Here is a 19,681-nt window from a genome sequence, read left to right on the forward strand (position 1 = left end):
CCTGACAGGCGCCGTATTTATAGAACCTGCCACCCCCCACCCAGTGCCTTGTACAACGCTATGCTCGCCTGCATCCGTGACAGCCTTAGCTGCACATTCAAATCCTGCGCCGCATACAACGTGCGCTGGGTTTCCAGCACCGTCAGTAAATCCTCGGCGCCCGCTTCATAGCGGCTTTGTGCGATGTTGAACGCGGTCTGCGCCTGGTTCAGTTCCTCGCTTTGCCACTGCCGTTGTGCGTCCAGCCCACGAATACTGTTGAGGGCTTTTTCCACGTCGGCGAAACCGTTGATGATCGCACCACGATAGGCTTCCAGCAGCTCTTCCTGGCGCGCTGTGGCCTTGTCGCGCTCGGCGCCCAGGCGCCCGTTGTTGAACACCGGCACCAGCAACCCGGCGGTGAGGTTATAAAAGGGGCTGCGCAGGATGTCACCGGCACGGTCGGCACCGGAGCCGATTTCCGCGCTCAGGGTCAGGGTCGGCAACATGGCGGCGCGGGCGACGGTGACGTCGGCCTGGGCAGCGGCCAGTTGCGCTTCGGCCCGGGCGATGTCCGGGCGCCGGCTGAGCAGTTCGCTGGGTACGCCCGCGTCAATGGCGGGCCAAGACAATTGATCGAAATGTTCCCGGCCCAGCACCAGTTCCTGCAGCGGGCGGCCAAGCAGGGTGGCGAGGCTGATCTGCGCCTCCCTGGCCTGTTGCTGCACCAGCGGCAATTGGCGTTGCTGCGCGGCCACCAGGCTTTTTTGCTGGGCCAGTTCCAGTGCGGTCGCGGACCCGGAATCGAAGCGAGTCTGTACCAGTTTCAACACGTTCTGCGCGTTTGCCAGGTTCAGCTCGGCAATACGGCCCTGCTCCTGCAGCGAAAGGGTTTGCGCATAGGTGTTGGCGACCCCGCTGAGCAACGTCAGCTCCACCGTCGCCTGATCGAACTCGCTGGCCTGCAACGCGAATTGCGCGCTGTCGCGGGAAGCGCGCTGGCCACCCCAGAAATCGATTTCGTAAGTGGCGGTCAGGTTGGCGTTGAAATAGTCCACGGCGCTGTTGTCGCTGTCGGCATCCAGTTGGCTGTAGCCATTGCCGCGCAGCAACTTCTGCCGGTTGGCGTTCGCCCCCGCCTGGACTCCTGGTAACTGCGAACCACCGGCGACCACGGTTTCGGCTTTTGCCTGGCGCACCCGTGCAATGGCCGCGGCCAGGTCGTAGCTGCCGACTCGGGCCTGTTTGATCAGGCGTCCCAGTTGTGGGCTGCCAAAGCGGTTCCACCATTGCTGGTTGTCGCGGCTGGCAGCCGAGGTGTGGGGTGATTGCCAGGCGGCCGGCGGCGTAATGCCGCTGTCCGGACGCTGGGCGGGACTGGCGCAGGCGCCGAGCAACAGGCAGAGGGTCAGCAAACTCAGTTGCGGCTTCATGGAAAGATCATTCACTGTTAAGGGCCGTGACCGGGTCGAGTCGGGCCGCTTTGCGGGCCGGCATGAAGCCGAAGACAACACCGGTGACCAGGGCGCAGCCGAAGGCGCCCAGCACCGCTATCAAGGAGAACGCGACAGCGATTTCGCTGAGGGTCAGCACGCCGCCGACGATCAGCGCCAGGGCGATCCCGGCCAGGCCCCCGACCACCGAAAGCATCACCGCTTCGGTGAGGAACTGGCGCAGGATGTCGCGCTGGCGGGCACCGGTGGCCATGCGGATGCCGATCTCGCGGGTCCGTTCGCGCACGGTCATGAGCATGATGTTCATCACGCCGATGCCGCCCACCAGCAGCGAGATCGCGGCAATCGAACCGAGCATCAGCGACAGGGTGTTTTGCGTGCGCGCTTCGGCTTGGATCATCGCCGCGTTGTTGGTCAGCTCGAAATCCTTCTTGCCGTTGTGCAGGCGCAGCATCAACTGCTCGATGGCCTGTTCCGTCTCCTTGACCCTGCGCGCATCGGCGGCGGCGATCGCGATGTATTCCGGGATGTGGGTGCCGAACAATCGCACGCTGGCGGCGGAGTAGGGGATGGCGATGCGGTCGTCGCTGTCGGAGTCGCCGGAGCTGGCGCCTTTCTCCGCCAGCACGCCGACCACCTGGAACGGCACGTTTTCGATCAGGATGTACTGGCCGATGGGATTGGCCACGTCCTTGAGCAGTTTGGTTCGCACCTTGTGGCCGATCACCGCGACCGCCGCGGCATTTCGTTCATCGGCCTCGGTAAAGTAGCTGCCTTGCACCACCGGCCAGTTGAAGATCGCCGGGAAGTTGGTGTCGTTGCCGCCAACGTAGCTCAGGTGGTCGAGGTTGCCGAAGCGTACTCCGGCTTCCTGGCCGTTGACCGGCATGATGCGCATCACCTGGGGCAGGTTCGCCACTGCCTTGACTTCGTCCAGGGTGACGATACCCAGCGGTGTGCGCGGGTTTGGGGACGAGCCACTGAGGTAAATGATGTTGGAACCGAACGCGCCCATCTGGGCCATGACCTGGCGCTTGCTGCCTTCGCCGACGGCGAGCATCACCACCACCGACGCCACGCCGATAATGATCCCCAGCAGGGTCAGCGCGGTGCGGAACCTGTTGATCCACATCACCCGCCAGGCGGCTTGCACCGCGTCGACCAATTCGCCTTTCCAGGCACCGCTGGGTCGCGCGCCTTCAGTCAGGCGCTTGCGCAGGTCCACTGCTTGCAATGCACCTGGATTGGCAGAGGTTTGCGCGGCGCAATTGTCCCGGGCGCTGTCGCTGCTGATCAGGCCGTCGCGAATCTCGATGATGCGCTTGGCCCGCGCCGCCACTTCGCGATCATGGGTGATGAGGATCACCACGTGGCCCTGGCTCGCCAGCTCGTCGAGCAGCGCCATGACTTCCTTGCCGCTGTGACTGTCGAGGGCGCCGGTGGGTTCGTCGGCGAGGATGATATGGCCGCCGTTCATCAAGGCGCGGGCAATGGACACCCGTTGCTGCTGGCCACCGGAGAGCTGGTGTGGACGATTGCCGGTGCGCGTGGCCAGGCCGAGGCGCTCGAGCAGGGCGGCGGCGCGGGCATGGCGTTCGGCGGCCGGAGTGCCAGCGTAGATCGCCGGCATCTCGACGTTTTCCTGGGCCGAACCGGACGGAATAAGGTGATAACCCTGGAATACGAAACCAAAGGCTTCGCGGCGCAGCCAGGCCAGCTCGTCACTGTCCAGGGCAGCGACGTTTTCTCCGGCGAAGCGGTATTCGCCCGAAGTCGGACGGTCGAGGCAGCCGAGGATGTTCATCAGAGTCGACTTGCCGGAACCGGAGGCGCCGACGATCGCCACGAATTCCCCGGCATGGATCGACAGGTCGATGCCGCGCAATACATGGACTTCAGGGGTGTCGCCACCGCCGTAGGCTTTGCGGATGTCTGAAAGGTCGATCAGGGGCGTGTGCATTCAACCGCCGCTCCCGTCGGCCGGGCCGATCAACAAGTGATCGCCTTCCTGAAGGCCGTCGAGGATCTGCACCCGCAGGCGGTCGCTGATGCCGGTGCGCACGTTGCGTTGTTCGATGCGGCCATTGCTGGCCACCACTTGTGCGGTCTGGCTGTCGGCTTGCACGCCGGCCTGCAGGGCGGCGATCGGCGCGGTCAGGGCGTTTTGCGCCTGGCCTGCGACGAAAAATACCTGGGTGGTCATTTCCGCCATCAGCGCGTTGTCGGCGTTATCGACATCCAGCAGCACGGTGTACAGCACCACCCGAGCGCTGCCGTTTTTGCTTGAGCTGGCAGGACTGCCGCCGCCCTGGCTGGTCTGGTCGAGGGGTTTGGGCGGCACGGGCAGGATCTGCCGCACGGTGCTTTTCCAGCGCCGGGTGCCGCCGCTGAGGGTAGTGAACCAGGCGCTCATGCCGGGTTTGACGTGGCCGATGTCGGCTTCGGAGACCTCGGCCCAGACGGTCATCGGCGACAGTTTGGCGATGCGCAGAATCAGCGGTGTCTGTTGCTGGGCGTTGAGGGTCTGGCCTTCGCGGGCATCCAGTGCGACCACCGTGCCGGACATGGGCGCATAGATCCGGGTGTAGCCGAGCTCGGCCTGATCGCTGCGCAGGCTGGCCCGGGCCTGGCGGATCTGCGCCTGGATCATGTCGATGCGCGCCTGGGTGGTGCGCAGTTCGGCCTGCGCAGTCTGCACGTCTTCTTCGCGGGTGGCGTTGCCGGCCTTGAGGTGTTGCTGGCGCTGGAATTTCTGTTGGGCGAGGTCGTGTTGCGCGCGTTGCTCCTGAAGCTGCGCCTTGAGGTTTTCGATGGAGAAACGCCCGGCATCGAGTTTGGCCTGTTGCGTGGAGGGATCGATTTCCACCAACAGTTGGCCTTCCTTGACCATGTCACCGACTTCCACGTGGATCGTTTGAATTTGCCCGGACGCCTGGGCGCCGACGTCCACGTAACGCCTGGGCTGCAGGGTACCCAAGGCCGTGACGCTGCTTTCGATGTCGGCGCGGGTCACCTGCACGGTGGCGAACCGGTCGCGCCCGGGCGGGATGAGTTGCCAGGCGGCGACGGCGATAAGAGGGATCAGGCTGAGTGCTACCAGCAGGGCGCGTCGGGTGTGACGGGGACGATTCATGCGGGGTTCCGGCCAAAGGATTTTGGCCCGTCGTTCAAAACAGCTGAATAGGGACGGGGAGCTGTCCAGTAAACGAGGAAACTGCTGGGGAATTTAGCCCCGGACATATGGCGTAACACCTGTAGGAGCTGCCGAAGGCTGCGATCTTTTGATCTTTAGCGCATCCCCGTTTGCCCAAGAGCAAGAGCCTAAAAGCAGAAGATCAAAAGATCGCAGCCTTCGGCAGCTCCTACTATTTGTCGGGCAAGACAAAGCAAGACTTTAAATCTACATGAGAATTACTATAAATTACGCATCTCAAATTGCCACTACCGTGCCACTGTGGCCGACAGGTTGCTTCAAGGACAGAAACCGCACCCGTGCGGACGGGAGTCATGTTGGAAAACTACTATCGAGAGCTGGTGTGTTTCCTCAACGCCAAGCTGGGCAACCGCCAGGTGGCTGAAGATGTGGTGCATGACGCTTACCTGCGAGTCCTGGAACGCTCCAGTGATACGCCGATCGAGCAGCCCCGGGCGTTCCTGTATCGCACGGCATTGAACCTGGTGATCGACGATCACCGACGCAATGCATTGCGCCAGGTCGAGTCGCTGGAGGTGCTCGACAACGAAGAGCGCTATTTCAGCCCCTCACCCTTGAGCAGCCTCGATCACGGCCAGCGCCTGGACATGCTCCAGCGCGCCCTGGCGGAATTGCCCCGACTGTGCCGCGAGAGTTTCCTGCTGCGCAAGATCGAAGGCCTGTCACACCCGCAGATCGCCGAACACCTGGGCATCTCCAAGGCTCTGGTAGAAAAGCACATCGTCAACGCCATGAAGCATTGCCGCGTGCGGATGCGCCAATGGGATGCGCATTGATCCTCGCGTTGATCCGTTCTTGTTAAATTTTATTTCACTGTCCTCGTTCCTAATCAACAGACGACCTGCCGTCGTGCTCAAGGCCGGCCAGGTCACTTAGGCTTATCTCCCCGCCGCTCGGGGTTCATCCAGAGGACACTGGAAATGACACAGGCAATTGCATCGCCCATCGTTCACGACCTGATCGGCGTCGGTTTCGGCCCTTCGAACCTGGCCCTGGCCATCGCCCTGCAAGAACGCGGGCCGACCCAGGGCGAGCTGGATGTACTGTTTCTCGACAAGCAGGCCAACTACAGCTGGCATGGCAACACCCTGTCGACCCAAAGCGAGCTGCAGATTTCCTTCCTCAAGGACCTGGTGACCCTGCGCAACCCGACCAGTCCTTACTCGTTCGTCAATTACCTCAAGGCTCACGGTCGCCTGGTGGACTTCATCAACCTGGGCACGTTCTATCCCTGCCGCATGGAGTACAACGACTACCTGCGTTGGGTGGCTGCGCAATTCGAGAAACAGAGCCGTTATGGCGAAGAAGTGCTGGCTATCGAACCGGTACTGCACAACCAGCAAGTCGAAGCGCTGCGGGTGATTTCTCGCGATAGCGCTGGACATCGACAGCTTCGAACCACCCGTTCGGTGGTGGTCAGCGCGGGCGGCACGCCGCGCATCCCCGAGGCGTTCAAGGGACTAAAGGGCGACAATCGCGTGTTCCACCATTCGCAGTACCTGGCGCAGATGGCCAGGCAGCCGTGCGTGAACAACCAGCCGATGAGTATTGCCATCATCGGTGGCGGGCAGAGCGCGGCGGAAGCCTTCATCGACCTCAACGACAGCTTCCCGTCGGTGCAGGTCGACATGATCCTGCGCGGTTCTGCCCTGAAACCGGCGGACGACAGCCCGTTCGTCAATGAAGTGTTCTCGCCGGAGTTCACCGACCTGGTGTTCCAGCAGGACAGCAGCGAGCGTGAGCGCCTGGTCAACGAATACCACAACACCAACTATTCGGTGGTGGACATTGACCTGATCGAACGCATCTACGGAATTTTCTACCGGCAGAAAGTCTCGGGCATTGCTCGCCATGCGTTCCGTACCCTGACCACCCTTGAAAGCGCCAGCGCCACCGAGCTTGGCATCGAGCTGGCCCTGCGCAACAACGCCACTGGCGAAGTCGCGGTCCGTCTCTATGACGCGGTGGTGCTGGCCACCGGTTACGAGCGGCAGATGCACCGCAAGCTGCTGGCCCCGCTGGAACAGTACCTGGGTGATTTCGAGGTGGATCGTAACTACAAATTGATCACCGATGAGCGCTGCAAGGCCGGCATCTATATGCAGGGCTTCTGCCAGGCCAGCCATGGCTTGAGCGACACACTGCTGTCGATCCTGCCGATTCGTGCGCACGAGATCGCCGGTTCGCTGTATGACCATGGCAAGCAGCGCGGGCATCGATCGATGGCGGATCTGCTCCTGGCGACTGCCAGCTGAAATCTTCGGCGGCTGTGAGGTCGCCTTCGTCGCAAACCCGCGCCTCGCGTCAGACTTTTCGGGTGATATTTCGGATTTTTCCTACAGAATGCGTCGTAGGTCTTCCGTAGCCTTGCCCCCTCATCAATCTGACCCGGGGGGGCACGTTGCCCAGCAAGTCCTTTCGCATCCTGATCGCCGACGAACAACACTTCAACCGGATGAAAATAGAGCGGTTGTTCAACCAGCTCGATTACTTTCGCGTGGCGCCGGTGCAAAGCCTCGACGAGCTTCTGAACCTGGTCGAATATGGCTGCGCGCCATTCGATCTGCTGGTCATCAATGCTGGCCTTGCGCATGGCAAGCTGGACCTGCTGGATTTCTGTCTCGACAACGAGCAGCTTGCGCACGCTCTGATCTTCGATGGTCAGCGCGCACGACTCCCTGTCATTGCGGCCTGTGAGCGGCACAAGGTGCAGGTGAGCCACGCCTTGGTGCCGGACCTGGCGACGATCCAGCGTTTTATGGCAATCGTCGATCGGCCCCGACCGTTCGTCGGGACTGTCATTTCTGTCAGGTAGTTCAATCGAGTTATATGTGCAAGAGTTCAGGCGCAGCTACTGTGTCCCGTGCGGGCTCTTGCCCATGGACCATCAGTGTCCGAATGTTGTGTTTATGCATAGGGAGTTGCCATGAAGTGCGCGTTGATTGTGGACGATCATCCGGTGATTCGCGGTGCAGTCAAAATCGTACTCAAGCTGGAGGGATACAAGCACATCTTTGAAGCGGCAAGCGGTAACGAAGTCTTGTCGATGATCCGCGAACATAAGCCTGAACTGCTGGTGCTGGACCTCAAACTCCCGAAACTCGACGGTCTTGAGGTACTGGCACGGATCCAGATGGAAGAGGTGTACTGCCGGGTGGTGGTGTTCACCGCCCAGGAGCCAGCGTTTTTCCAGGATCGTTGCATGCGCGCGGGTGCCGTGGCCTACGTCCCCAAGACCAACGATCTGCAGCATCTGCACAAAGCCGTGCGTGCCGTGATGGCCGGCTACACCTTTTTCACCCGATTGCCCTCGAGCTCGGTGTCCGTGAGCCAGGCGCTACGAAGTGAAAAACACATGATCGACAGCCTCTCGGACCGCGAGTTGTCGATTTTCCAGTATCTGGCCCAGGGTATGAGCAACAAGGAAATCGCCGAAATCCTGCACGTGAGCCACAAGACCGTGAGCACCTACAAAACCCGCTTGACTGAAAAGCTCAACGTGAAGTCGTCGGTGCATCTGCGTGACCTTGCCCAGCGTCATGCTTTGGTCTGAATGAACGCTATTCGATACCTGCTGTTGGCTCTTTGCCTGGGGGCATCGAGTGTCTTTGCGCAGCCGCAGACATTGGCGTTGTTGGGCCGTTCCAGCGCGGAAGGCCAGGTGCTGCCGTTATCGGTGGCCGACTCGCGCTGGTTGCAGCAGAAAGCCCGTTTGGTGCTTGCCGTCTCAGCCCCGGATTATCCACCTTTTGACATCACCACCGATCACACGCTTGAGGGGGTGACGGCCGACTATGCCGATCTGCTGCGCCAACTGCTTCAGGTGGAGATCGAAGTCCAACGCTATCCCGCCCGCGAAGACGCCGTTCGAGCCGTCAAACAAGGGGCGGCAGACCTTCTGGGAACGTCCAACAGCTACGAGTCCCAGGACCGCCAATTACAAATGTCCCACGCCTATGCGGTGGATCAGCCGGTATTGGTGACCCGAGTTGACTCGCACCAGGCACTGGACCCGACGCTGGCTGAAAAGCGCCTGGCAACGCTCTACCACTACTTGCCTGAACAAAGCGTGCAGCAGTTTTATCCTGAAGCGCAGGTCCAGCTTTTCCCCTCGACACTGGCAGCGGTCGGCGCAGTCGCCTTTGGCCAGGCGGATGTCTATCTGGGCGATGCGATCAGCGCCCATTACCTGATCAGCAAAAACTACCTGAACAACGTCCAACTGGCTGACTTCTCGCCCATGGAACCGGGGCGCTTCGCCTTTGCCATGGCCCGCGACAACCCGGCGCTGCTGCGCGTTGTCAACAAGGCCCTGACGGCGATAACGGCCAACGAACAAATGAACATACTGCGCCGCTGGGGTGCGAGCGGGGTGTCCATGCCGGGCACGCAGTCGCTGCAATTGAGCGTGGCCGAGCAACGTTGGCTCGACCGTCACCCGCGCGTGAGTGTGGCGATCAACGAGAACATCCCGCCGATAACGTTCGTGGACAGTGAAGGCAAGTTTCGCGGCATCGGGGTCGATGTGTTGGCGAAAATCAGCCTGCGCACCGGCTTGCAATTCGACATCCGGGGCATGCGCTCAGTCGCCGAGATGCTGCAGGCGATCAAGAGCGGCCAGGTTGATGTGTTGGCCGGCATCGGCCTGAGTTCCCGGCGTGAGGAAGACTTGCTGTTTACCCGGCCGTTCCTGACCAGCCCTTCCGTGCTGGTAACGCGCCTGGCGCCGGACAGCCCCAGGACCCTGGATGATCTGGCCGGGAAAACCCTGGCGCTGACCCAGGGCAATATCGCTGGCGAGTTCATTCGCCAATACTTCCCGTCGATCCGTTGTGTGGACGCGCCGCTGTCGGCCGATGCCATGGAAATGGTTGCCCAAGGCAAGGCACAAGGTGGCATCAACTCATTGATCAGTGCCCGTTACCTGATTTCCCGGCAGTACCGTGACCGCCTCCAGGTCACCAGTACCGTGGGCATCGATCCCGCGCGCAGTACCCTGGCGACCGGTCGCGACGACACCGAGTTGCATTCGATCCTGGACAAGGCCTTGTTCAGTATCCCTCCCGAAGAAATCGACGACCTGATAATGCCCTGGCGCAATGACCTGATGGTGGAGCAGAGTTACTGGCTGCGTCATCGACAGACGATTTTCCAGGCATTCGCTGCCGCGGGCGCCTTGCTTCTCCTTGCCCTGGTGTGGATAGCCTGGCAGCGCCGGCAGATCCGCCAGCGCCAGCAATGGCTTGCCCGATTGCAGGAGGCCAAGGACACCGCCGACGATGCGAATCGCGCCAAGACCACGTTCCTGGCGACCATGAGCCATGAAATCCGCACGCCGATGAATGCCTTGATCGGCATGCTTGAACTGGCACTCAAATCCGCCGACAAGGGCATCACCGACCGCGCGGCCATCGAGGTGGCGTCAAGTGCCGGGCAACAGTTGCTGGCGTTGATCGGCGACATCCTGGACATTGCCCGAATCGAATCCGGACATTTGTCCCTGATGCCAGAGCGCACCAATCTGCACGCGCTGGTGGTGTCGGTGTGTCGGGTCTTCGAAGGCCTGGCCCGGCAGAAGAACCTGCTGTGGCGCATCGAGCTGGATGAGCACAGCGACCGCGATGTGTTGATCGACCCCACGCGTTTCAAGCAGGTGCTGTCCAACCTGCTGAGCAATGCCATCAAGTTCACTCACAAAGGCGAAGTTAGCCTGAAGTTGCAGGTTGTGCCCGTATCGCCGGACCGTGTCACGGTCAATGTGTGTATCGAGGACAGCGGCAGTGGTATCAGCGACTTTGACCAGCAACGCTTGTTCAGTCCGTTCGTGCAGGTCGGGAATCGCCAGGTATCCGGCCGGCAGGGCTCCGGCCTGGGGCTGGTGATCAGCCGCACGCTGTGCGAAATGATGGGAGGGCGATTGCAACTCGCCAGTGTCCTGGGGCGCGGTACCCGTTTGGACATCAGCCTGGAACTGCTGGCATTGGAGACGTTGCCCGCCGGTGAAATGGCGCCGGGCGAACCGCCGGCAAGGACCCGCCCGCTGACGATTCTGGTGGTGGACGATTACCCGGCCAATCGGTTGCTGCTTTCGCGGCAACTGAGTTACCTCGGGCACCAGGTTCTGCTCGCAGAGGACGGCCAGCAAGGCTTCGAGCAATGGCGCAAACACGTCTGCGATCTGGTCGTCACCGACTGCAACATGCCGGTGGTCAGCGGTTATGAACTGGCGGGGGCGATCCGCGATGAGGAGCGTTTCCAGGTGGGGCCGCCGACGTTGATTCTAGGCTTCACTGCCAGCGCGCAACCCGAGGAAAAAATGCGTTGCATTGAAGCGGGCATGGACGATTGTCTGTTCAAACCCATTCGATTGGTCGACCTGAGCGCATGGTTGAGCAGCAGATTTCCCGTCGAATCGGCAGGCGTGCCCGAAGCGCCCCCCATCACTGAAATCGATTTAACCGGGTTGCAACGCTACACCGGGGCAGACAGTGAATTGATCGTGCAACTGCTGCACGATCTGGCCGTGACCAACCGCGAAGATCGTGAGCGTCTTCTGCAAGAACATGCCAGCGGTAATCGCCATGGCTTGAAAGACCTGGCGCACCGCATCAGGGGTGGGGCGCAAATGGTCCGGGCACAGGCACTGGTGGCGTGTTGCGAGCAACTGGAGCGTGCTTGTGCCGAGCGCGATGCCGCATTGATCGACGCAGCCGTCGATCAGTTGCACAAGGCGATGACGCGCCTGGAAAAAACCCTTGGTCAGGGCTGAGGCTTGAACCCGGCTGCTTGATCCCAGGCCGGCGCCAGGCCCTTGGGGCTGGTCAGTCGATAGCCGCGATCCAGACTGGCGATCAATGCCATGTCGGCATCGTTCAACGTGATGGCGCTAGCCTTGAGGTTGCCGGCGAGATTGGCGCGTTTGGTCGACGAAGGAATCACGCCATGACCCAGTTGCAGGGCCCAGGCCAGGGTGACTTGTGCCGGGGTCGCTTGCAGACGATCGGCAATCTGCGTAATCACCGGATCCTTGAGCACTTCACCGTAAGCCAGGGTCATGTACGAGGTGATTTGGATACCCTGGCTTTGCGCGAACTCGACGACCTGGCGATTTTGCAGGTAGGGGTGCAATTCGATCTGGTTAGTGGCGATGTTCTGCGCGCCGACAGCGGTTATCGCCTGTTTCATCAGGTCGACCGTGAAGTTGGAGACACCGATCTGCCGGGTCAGGCCCAAGTCCCTGGCTTCAAGCAAGGCGCCCATGAACTCTTCGACCGACACCTGGTCTTGCGGCGACGGCCAGTGGATCAGGGTCAAGTCCAGATAGTCAGTCTGCAGTTTGTGCAGGCTCTCCCGGAGGCTGTCGATCAGGCGATCCTTGGCAAAATTGGCGACCCAGATCTTGCTGGTGATGAACAGGTCTTCGCGGGCAATGCCGCTGGCAGCGATAGCCTGGCCGACTTCGGCTTCGTTTTCGTAGATCTGCGCGGTATCGATGACCCGGTAACCCAGTTCCAGGGCGGTGTTCACCGAATCGATGACCACCTGGCCTTGCAAGCGAAACGTACCCAGGCCGAAAGCGGGGATGGACATGAAGACTCCAGAGGTTGCAGTGGGAATGGACGCGAGTATCCGCGCCCGCATCCGTGAGAAAAACCGCTGGATGGGCAAAGCAATGTTTACTGGAAATCAAGAATCGATGGCGCGTGGTCTGGAATGCATTCCCCTGTAGGAGCGAGCATGTCGAATCGTCGCACCGTCGCGATGGACGTTAACGATAACGCGGGCTATCTGAATGCCCGGGCAGGTGGGCAATGCCGATGCCAGCTACCGCCGCGTGGCGCAAGGCCAACAGGTCATCGGTAACCATCGGGTTCGGAACGGTTACGTTCGATCAGTTCGGCGGCGCTGTTGAGGTCTTCCACCATCGTTCTCCAGATAGAACGCTAAAGCTGATTTTTGCAGTCTAGCGCAGCAAAGGTCACGGTTTTAAGCTCTGTCCATGGCTTCACCCACCTCATCAGGAGACACCATGAAAAATATCATCGGTATCTACACCAGCCCACGAGCCCATTGGGTTGGCGATGGTTTTCCGGTCCGCACGCTGTTTTCCTACGACAACCTGGGCAAGCACATCAGCCCGTTCCTGCTGCTGGATCACGCCGGCCCCGCTGAATTCACCCCGACCACCGCGCGACGCGGCGTTGGTCAGCATCCACACCGTGGTTTCGAAACCGTGACGATCGTCTATAAGGGCGAACTGGAACATCGCGACTCCACCGGCAGTGGCGGCAAGATCGGCCCCGGTGACGTGCAATGGATGACCGCCGCCTCGGGGATTCTCCATGAAGAGTTTCACTCCGAAGCTTTCGCCAAGAGCGGCGGCACCCTGGAAATGGTGCAGTTGTGGGTCAACCTGCCGGCCAAGGACAAAATGGCCGATGCCGGTTACCAGACCATTGTCGATGGCGACATCCCGAGCATTGCCCTGAAGAACGACGCCGGCAGCTTGCGCTTGATCGCCGGTGAATTTGAAGGCCACAAAGGGCCGTCGCGCACCTTTACCCCAATCGACGTCTGGGACCTGCGCCTGAATGCCGGCAAGTTGCTTACGCTGGATCTGCATGAAGGACGCAACACCGCACTGGTGGTTTTGCGCGGCACGATTGAAGTCAACGGCCTGGAGTCGGTGCGTCAAGGGCAGTTGGCGTTGTTCGACCGCAAGGGCGATCAGATGACCCTCCAAGCCAGCGAAGACGCTGTGGTGCTTCTGCTCAGTGGCGAACCGATCGACGAGCCGATCGTCGGCCACGGTCCGTTCGTGATGAACACCGAGCAGGAAATCCACCAGGCGTTCGCCGACTTCCAATCCGGTCGCTTCGGCCAGATGCACGGTTGATGCCTCGGGCAACCACTCCAGATCTACAATTGTTGATCGAGAGCTACCTCAAGGCTCAACAAGTGGCGAACGAACATGAAGCGCTGGATTCGCAGCGCTAACCGGGGTACCCACGCCGACTTTTTCGGCATCGATAACACACGCGGACCCGTTCGGCCTGGCCTGTGAGCTGTACCGCGACCGGCGCAACGACATCGGGCTACAACACCCTGACCAAGTAACCCGGACATATCGCCCCCTGTAGGAGCTGCCGCAGGCTGCGATCTTTTGATCTTGATTTTGCATGATTTGCAAATCGCCGAAGATCAAAAGATCGCAGCCTGCGGCAGCTCCTACAATGTGTGCGATATTTGCGTTAATCACCCGTGCCGGAGCTGCTAGATGCTGTCGTTACTGACCGAACACCCGCTGGTTTGCGCCTTGCTCCTGATCCTGACCGATCTGGTGTTGTGGCGCTTGATCGGTACCCGTGGCCACAACGTGAAACTGCTGGTGCGGGTGGCGATTTTCTCACTGTTCAGCCTGGTACTGTTCAACGAAGGCATGAACCCGCTGGAACCCGCGCCCTGGGATGACAACGTGCCGTTGCACCTGGCGGCCACCGGTTTGCAGATCGGCTGGTGGCTGTTCGCTGCGCGCACCCTGACCGTGCTGATCGGTGCGGGCATGATGCAGCGGGTAGGGCACACCGGGCGACTGTTGCAGGACCTGCTCGGAGCCGTGATTTTCCTGGTCGCGGTCATCGCAGCCTTGGCTTACGTGCTCAATCTACCGGTCAAAGGTGTGCTGGCTACCTCCGGTGCATTGGCGATCATCGTTGGCCTGGCCTTGCAAAGCACCCTTAGCGACGTGTTCTCCGGGATCGTGCTGAACACCACCAAGCCCTATCAACTGGATGACTGGATCGCCATCGACGGCACCGAAGGCCGGGTCATCGATATCGATTGGCGGGCCACGCGCCTGCAGACTTCCCAAGGCAGCATGATCGTGATTCCCAACTCGTTGGCGGCCAAGGCCAAGATCACCAACTTCAGCCGTCCCAGCGATATGTTCGGCCTTTCGATCAGCCTGCAGGTCAGCCCCCATGTCCGTCCGCAAATCGTGATCGATGCCCTTGAGCGAGCGATGCAGGGCTGCCGAACCTTGTTGACTTCGCCCGGCGGCAAAGTAGCGCTCAAAAGCTCCAGTGCTGCCGGCAACGAATACGAAATCAGCGGGTTTGTCGCCTCGATGAGCGAGAAGCGCTCGGTACGTAATCAACTGTTCGATCTGGCGTACCGGCATTTGCGCGCCTCCGGGATCCATTTGCTGTCGAGCGTCGAGGCCAACCCGGCGAGCGACCTCACACGGCCACGGGCGCTGCTCGATACCTCGCCGCTGTTCTCCAGCCTGCGCCACGATGAGAAAGAAACCTTCAGCCAGAACATGTCCCTGCAATCGTTCCGCACCGGCGAGACGATACTGGAGGCGGGGCAGGTCAGTGATCACTTGTTCATCATCGAGTCCGGGGTGGTTTCGGTCACGCTGAACCGTCACGGCACGCCCATCGAATCCGGACGCATGGGGCCGGGGGAGGTGATCGGTGAGGCCGGTATTCTCACCGACAGTGCGTTGCCCGCCCAATTCGCCGCGAAAACCCCCTGCACGCTTTATCGCATCGAAAAGCAGTACCTCAAGCCTTGCCTGGATGCCCGCCAGGACATCAACGATGCGATGAAGACTTTGCTGGATTTCCGACTGAACAAGGCACAGTCACTGATCGCCGATGTACCCCCCGTGGTGCCGAAGAAAGGGTTTTTGCAGTGGTTACGCAGTCGGGTGTGACGGGGGGCATGGTCGCTAAGCGGGTCATTGGCCTCCTCGACTTCTGCCGGATTGGCTATTTGTGCATACAGGCCACGGAGCTAACGTAGTGACACACCCACTTGCCCAGGAGCATGCCATGCAACAACGTGTCGATTTCTACACCGCTTCCCCTGACGCCCTCAAAGCCATGATCGCCCTGGAAACCGCCGTTTCCAAACTGCCACTGGAAAAGCCCCTGATCGAACTGGTCAAGCTGCGCGCTTCGCAAATCAATGGCTGCGCCTTCTGCATCGACATGCACACTGCCGACGCGATCAAGGGCGGCGAAACCCCGCGCCGCCTGTTTGCCGTGACGGCCTGGCGCGAAGCACCCTTTTTCACCGAGCGCGAACGCGCCGCACTGCTCTGGACCGAATCGCTGACCCAGCTCAGCCTGACCCATGCGCCCGATGAAGACTACGAAGTGGTCGCCGCCCAATTCACCCCCAAGGAAATGGTCGACCTGACCGTTGCAATCAACACCATCAACAGCTGGAACCGCCTGGCGGTGGGCTTTCGCAAGACGCCTCAGGCCTGATTGATTGGCGTTCATTGTTGATGTCTCTGCCAGTGGTGTTTCGCATTGCAGGGATATCAACAATACAGTGAGGGATTAACCCAATTATTCTATCTGGATCAAGACCATGAAAATGCAGTTCGGCAATGAGTGAATTGTTCATTGTCAGTCGTGCGTTTGTCTATTTCAGGTTAAACCTGTCAGATGTAACAGGTGTTAGGAGTGATGCAAGGCGCTATGCTTTTTCTCACTCTCCGAATACCGGTGAGACAGATGAATAATAGGGAAATACCATGATTGAAACAGACAAGATTATTAATGCAAGTGGCTGGTGCAACGGAGAGCTTGGTCCGTTGGGCCCCTTGGTACCCAATAAAATAATGATGATCGATCATTCAGGACTTTTGCGATTTGAGGCTCATACAGGAAATACGCCAGTTTCCGGTCAGGTCGTAATTTTTGAACTACCCGCTAATATTCAAACCGGTAAACATGACGGCTATGCAAGGGCATTCGGTATTCACCGTTATGGTGGCGAGGCAGTTGAAAATTGGCGTGGGGTCAGTGGGTTCATTGATTTGATTTTTAATCGCGCCAAACAGGAATTCTCCGCCACCCTTGATTATGTAGTGCGTGCGCCTGATCAATCAGAGTTCACAGTGAACATTGAGCTTGGTATCTTGGGGTTCAATCAAATAATCATTCCCTCCTGATCTGAACGCTTTCATTTGATTTACTGCGATTTTCATTGATGTGATAAATACGCTGCTATCGTAGTCCATCAATGCGCATCCGCACTCGGCGCTGCCGGAGGTTGCACCTTGCGCATCAAGGGCACCATCGCCGTGGCGACGATGAAGCACACCATGATCATCAGGAAGGCGTCGCCGTAGGTTTGTGTTTGCGCCTCGCGGTAAGTCAGCAGCCAGAGCTGGCGCAGGCTGGCGGTGACGCCCACGTCGCCGCTCTGGCCGAGGGTGGCGAAGTTGTGGCCGACCTGGGACAGCCACTGATTGAGCGCTTCGTTGGTACTGTTGAGGTTCTCCGCCAGCCGTGTGAAATGCAGGTTGGTGCGGTCATTGAGGATGGTCGCGCAGGCGGCGATGCCGATGGCGCCGCCCAGGTTTCGCATCAGGTTGAACAGCCCCGACGCATGTTTCAGCCGCGCTGGCGCCAGGCCGCCGAGGGTCAATGTCACCGCAGGCGGCACCGCCAATTGCTGGGCAATCCCGCGCAACGCTTGCGGCAGCATCAATTCCTTGGCTCCCCAGTCATGGGTGATCGGGCTGAAATCCCACATCGACAAGGCGAACAAGCCAAGGCCGGTCATCATGATCCAGCGCAGGTCGACGCGGTTAGCCAGAAAGGCGTACAGCGGAATCGCCATGATCTGGAACACGCCGGTGGAGAAAACCGCGAGGCCAATGTCCAGCGCGCCATAGCCACGGACGCGGCCAAGGAACAGCGGTGTCAGGTAAATGGTCGCGAACAGGCCGATGCCGGTGACGAAGGAGAAGAAACAACCGAGGGCGAAGTTGCGGTCTTTCAAGGCCCGCAGGTCGACGATCGGGTTGGCCACGTGCAAGGTGCGCCCAATGAATGCCAGGCCGGCCAGACCGCTGATCCACGCCGTGGTCAGGATCGTGCGGTCGCTGAACCAGTTCCAGCGCGGACCTTCCTCGAGGGTGTATTCCAGGCAGCCGAGGAACAGCGCCAGGAACACCATGCTTAAATAGTCGGCGCCTTTGAGCAGTGATAGTTCAGGCTGGTCGATCTTCACCAGCATCGGCACCGCTATGGCGACGAAAATCCCCGGCACCAGGTTGATGTAGAACAGCCAGTGCCAGGACGATACATCGGTGATCCAGCCACCGATCACCGGCCCCAGGGTCGGCGCCAGGGACGCCACCGCGCCAATGGTTGCGGCGGCAATCACCCGCTGCTTGCCGGTGAAGAAAACGAACGCCGTGGTAAACACCATCGGAATCATCGAGCCGCCGAGAAACCCTTGCAAGGCGCGGAAGGCGATCATGCTCTGGATGTTCCAGGCCACGCCGCATAACAGGCTGGTCACGGTAAAACCCACCGCTGAGGCGCAGAACAACCAGCGCGTGGAGAACACCCGGGACAGCCAGCCGGAGAGGGGGATCACGATGATTTCGGCGATCAGGTAACTGGTCTGTACCCAGGCGGTTTCATCGGTGCCGGCGGAAAGCCCTCCGCCGATGTCACGCAACGACGCCGAGACGATCTGGATATCCAGCAACGCAATGAACATACCGATGCACATGCTGGCGAAGGCGAAAACCTTGGTCGCCGTGGCCATGCTCGCGGCATCGAACGGTAGTGCCGGGGCGGCGAGGGCGCGGCTCATGGCGCGCTGGCCACGGCTGGCGTTTCAGGCTCCTTGCGGGTGTCCACTTCGGCGGTGACCGACAGGCCGGGGCGCAGGTGGCCGAGCACGCTGTCGGCCGGGTCGAGATGGATGCGCACCGGTACCCGCTGGACGATCTTGGTGAAGTTGCCGGTGGCATTTTCCGGTGGCAGCACGCTGAATTGCGAACCGCTGGCCGGTGCCAGGCTGTCCAGATGACCATGGAATTCCTGGCCCGAAAGCACGTCGGCGTGAATGATTACTCGCTGCCCCGGCACCATGCGCGCCAGTTGATCTTCCTTGAAATTGGCATCGACCCACAGGCCGCTGGTCGGTACCACCGACAGCAACTGCGAACCGGCCTGGGCATAAGCGCCAACCCGTGCCCGTCGATTACCGATCACCCCATCCACCGGTGCGCGAAGTTCGGTGTAGCCGACGTTCAGCTGCGCCAGGTCGCGCTCGGCGCGGGCCTGAATCAAGGCCGCGCGGGCTTGTTGTTTTTGCGTGGCGATCACGTTCAACTGCCGTTGCGCCGCCAGCAACTCAGCCTGGGCGCGGTTGCTTTGGGCCTGGGCGGTCTTGAACGTAGCGTTGGCCCGTTGCGCGCTTTCCACCGAGACGGCGTTGGTACTGACCAGTTTTTTGTAGCGTGCATCGTCATCGCGCGAACGGGCGGTTTCGGCACCGGCGGCATCGATACCGGCACGGGCCTGGCCGATCACGGCCTGTTGCAGCTGTTCGGTGGCGTCGAGGTTGGCGAGCAGGGCTTCTTCAGCGGCCACCGCACCCTCGGCCTTGGCCAGGTTGGCGCGATAGTCGCGCGAATCGAGGCGGACAAGCACATCGCCGGCCTTGACCTGCTGGTTGTCGGTGACCAGCACTTGATCGATATAACCCGCCACCTTCGGCCCGATCACCGTCACGTCAGCACCGATATAGGCGTCGTCGGTTTCCTCGATGAACCGGCCGGCGGTCCACCAGTGTGCGGCGTACATACCAGCAAGTACCAACGCGGCGATGCCCAGTGTCGGCAGCAGCAGGCGTTTGAGCAGAGGCTTGCGAGTGTTCACCGGGACAGCAAGGTCGGGCTCTACGGTGGGCATGCTGGTCATGGAGGATTACCTGTGGAAGCCGTTAAATTACGAACGTAATATGACGCATGTCATATTTTGTCGCAAATGATTTTTGCTGCCGGCTGTCAGGTAGTTATCGAGGAGAAAATGAATGAAACAGTGGCGGATAGGGGACGTTTGCAAGATGCATGCGCATTCTTGAACTATCGGTGCTTGGAAAGACACAACCCTGTAGGAGCTGCCGCAGGCTGCGATCTTTTGACCTTGATTGTTCAGGTCAAAAGATCGCAGCCTCGTTTCACTCGACAGCTCCTACAGGTCCTTCA

General features: G+C 60.3%; 15 protein-coding genes and 1 pseudogene. 10 read left to right on the forward strand and 6 right to left on the reverse strand.

The features are described 5' to 3' along the window. Positions 1-17: 17 nt before the first annotated feature. The 3 genes from QLG10_RS13055 to QLG10_RS13065 are packed head-to-tail and all read right to left on the reverse strand — an operon-like array spanning position 18 to position 4,566. Positions 18-1,412, reverse strand: a complete 1,395-nt coding sequence (locus QLG10_RS13055; RefSeq protein WP_110749335.1) for an efflux transporter outer membrane subunit — start codon at positions 1,410-1,412, stop codon at positions 18-20. Between the two features lie 7 nt (positions 1,413-1,419). Next, positions 1,420-3,393 (reverse strand): MacB family efflux pump subunit, encoded by a 1,974-nt coding sequence (locus QLG10_RS13060; RefSeq protein ID WP_282487480.1) that lies wholly within the window; start codon positions 3,391-3,393, stop codon positions 1,420-1,422. Next, a complete protein-coding gene (locus tag QLG10_RS13065) occupies positions 3,394-4,566 on the reverse strand; it encodes an efflux RND transporter periplasmic adaptor subunit (RefSeq protein WP_282487481.1) in 1,173 nt (390 codons plus the stop codon). A gap of 374 nt (positions 4,567-4,940) precedes the next feature. Here QLG10_RS13065 and QLG10_RS13070 point away from each other — a divergent pair, with 374 nt between their 5' ends. The 5 genes from QLG10_RS13070 to QLG10_RS13090 all read left to right on the forward strand — a co-directional run bounded on the left by QLG10_RS13070 (position 4,941) and on the right by QLG10_RS13090 (position 11,416). Further along, on the forward strand, positions 4,941-5,423 hold the full coding sequence (locus QLG10_RS13070) for a sigma-70 family RNA polymerase sigma factor (RefSeq protein WP_008056197.1): 483 nt from the start codon (positions 4,941-4,943) through the stop codon (positions 5,421-5,423). A gap of 144 nt (positions 5,424-5,567) precedes the next feature. Beyond that, positions 5,568-6,902, forward strand: a complete 1,335-nt coding sequence (locus QLG10_RS13075) for a SidA/IucD/PvdA family monooxygenase (protein ID WP_282487482.1) — start codon at positions 5,568-5,570, stop codon at positions 6,900-6,902. Positions 6,903-7,048: 146 nt separating this feature from the next. Continuing rightward, positions 7,049-7,462: a response regulator gene (locus QLG10_RS13080; RefSeq protein WP_110749328.1), complete on the forward strand. Its 414-nt coding sequence runs from the start codon at positions 7,049-7,051 to the stop codon at positions 7,460-7,462. Between the two features lie 111 nt (positions 7,463-7,573). Next, entirely contained in the window at positions 7,574-8,200 is a 627-nt protein-coding gene (locus QLG10_RS13085) for a response regulator transcription factor (RefSeq protein WP_110749326.1), read from the forward strand. Further along, positions 8,201-11,416, forward strand: a complete 3,216-nt coding sequence (locus tag QLG10_RS13090) for a transporter substrate-binding domain-containing protein (RefSeq protein ID WP_282487483.1) — start codon at positions 8,201-8,203, stop codon at positions 11,414-11,416. It abuts the gene before it with no gap. Here QLG10_RS13090 and dkgB read toward each other — a convergent pair. Further along, entirely contained in the window at positions 11,407-12,237 is an 831-nt protein-coding gene (gene dkgB, locus QLG10_RS13095; protein ID WP_282487484.1) for a 2,5-didehydrogluconate reductase DkgB, read from the reverse strand. The genes QLG10_RS13090 and dkgB overlap by 10 nt on opposite strands. Before the next feature lie 439 nt (positions 12,238-12,676). Between dkgB and QLG10_RS13100 the strand changes: the two genes are divergently transcribed. The 5 genes and pseudogenes from QLG10_RS13100 to QLG10_RS13120 all read left to right on the forward strand — a co-directional run bounded on the left by QLG10_RS13100 (position 12,677) and on the right by QLG10_RS13120 (position 16,618). After that, positions 12,677-13,543 (forward strand): pirin family protein, encoded by an 867-nt coding sequence (locus QLG10_RS13100; protein WP_188264621.1) that lies wholly within the window; start codon positions 12,677-12,679, stop codon positions 13,541-13,543. 26 nt (positions 13,544-13,569) lie between these two features. Further along, positions 13,570-13,644: pseudogene (locus QLG10_RS13105) on the forward strand (hydrolase); the annotation flags it as partial. A gap of 280 nt (positions 13,645-13,924) precedes the next feature. Next, complete coding sequence (locus QLG10_RS13110; protein ID WP_110749318.1) at positions 13,925-15,367, forward strand: mechanosensitive ion channel domain-containing protein; 1,443 nt, start codon at positions 13,925-13,927, stop codon at positions 15,365-15,367. 118 nt (positions 15,368-15,485) lie between these two features. Next, a complete protein-coding gene (locus tag QLG10_RS13115; RefSeq protein WP_110749316.1) occupies positions 15,486-15,926 on the forward strand; it encodes a carboxymuconolactone decarboxylase family protein in 441 nt (146 codons plus the stop codon). Positions 15,927-16,198: 272 nt separating this feature from the next. Further along, on the forward strand, positions 16,199-16,618 hold the full coding sequence (locus QLG10_RS13120; protein WP_110749314.1) for a hypothetical protein: 420 nt from the start codon (positions 16,199-16,201) through the stop codon (positions 16,616-16,618). A 68-nt stretch (positions 16,619-16,686) separates the two neighbouring features. On the opposite strand, the gene QLG10_RS13125 is transcribed toward QLG10_RS13120, so the two are convergent. Then, the gene (locus QLG10_RS13125) at positions 16,687-18,279 is read right to left on the reverse strand and encodes a DHA2 family efflux MFS transporter permease subunit (RefSeq protein WP_282487485.1); all 1,593 of its coding nucleotides are present in this window, start codon (positions 18,277-18,279) and stop codon (positions 16,687-16,689) included. After that, on the reverse strand, positions 18,276-19,394 hold the full coding sequence (locus tag QLG10_RS13130; RefSeq protein WP_282487486.1) for an HlyD family secretion protein: 1,119 nt from the start codon (positions 19,392-19,394) through the stop codon (positions 18,276-18,278). Before QLG10_RS13130 ends, QLG10_RS13125 begins: the two co-directional genes overlap by 4 nt. Positions 19,395-19,681: the final 287 nt, after the last annotated feature.

This window comes from Pseudomonas sp. V98_8, assembly GCF_029967975.1.
GTDB lineage: Bacteria > Pseudomonadota > Gammaproteobacteria > Pseudomonadales > Pseudomonadaceae > Aquipseudomonas > Aquipseudomonas umsongensis.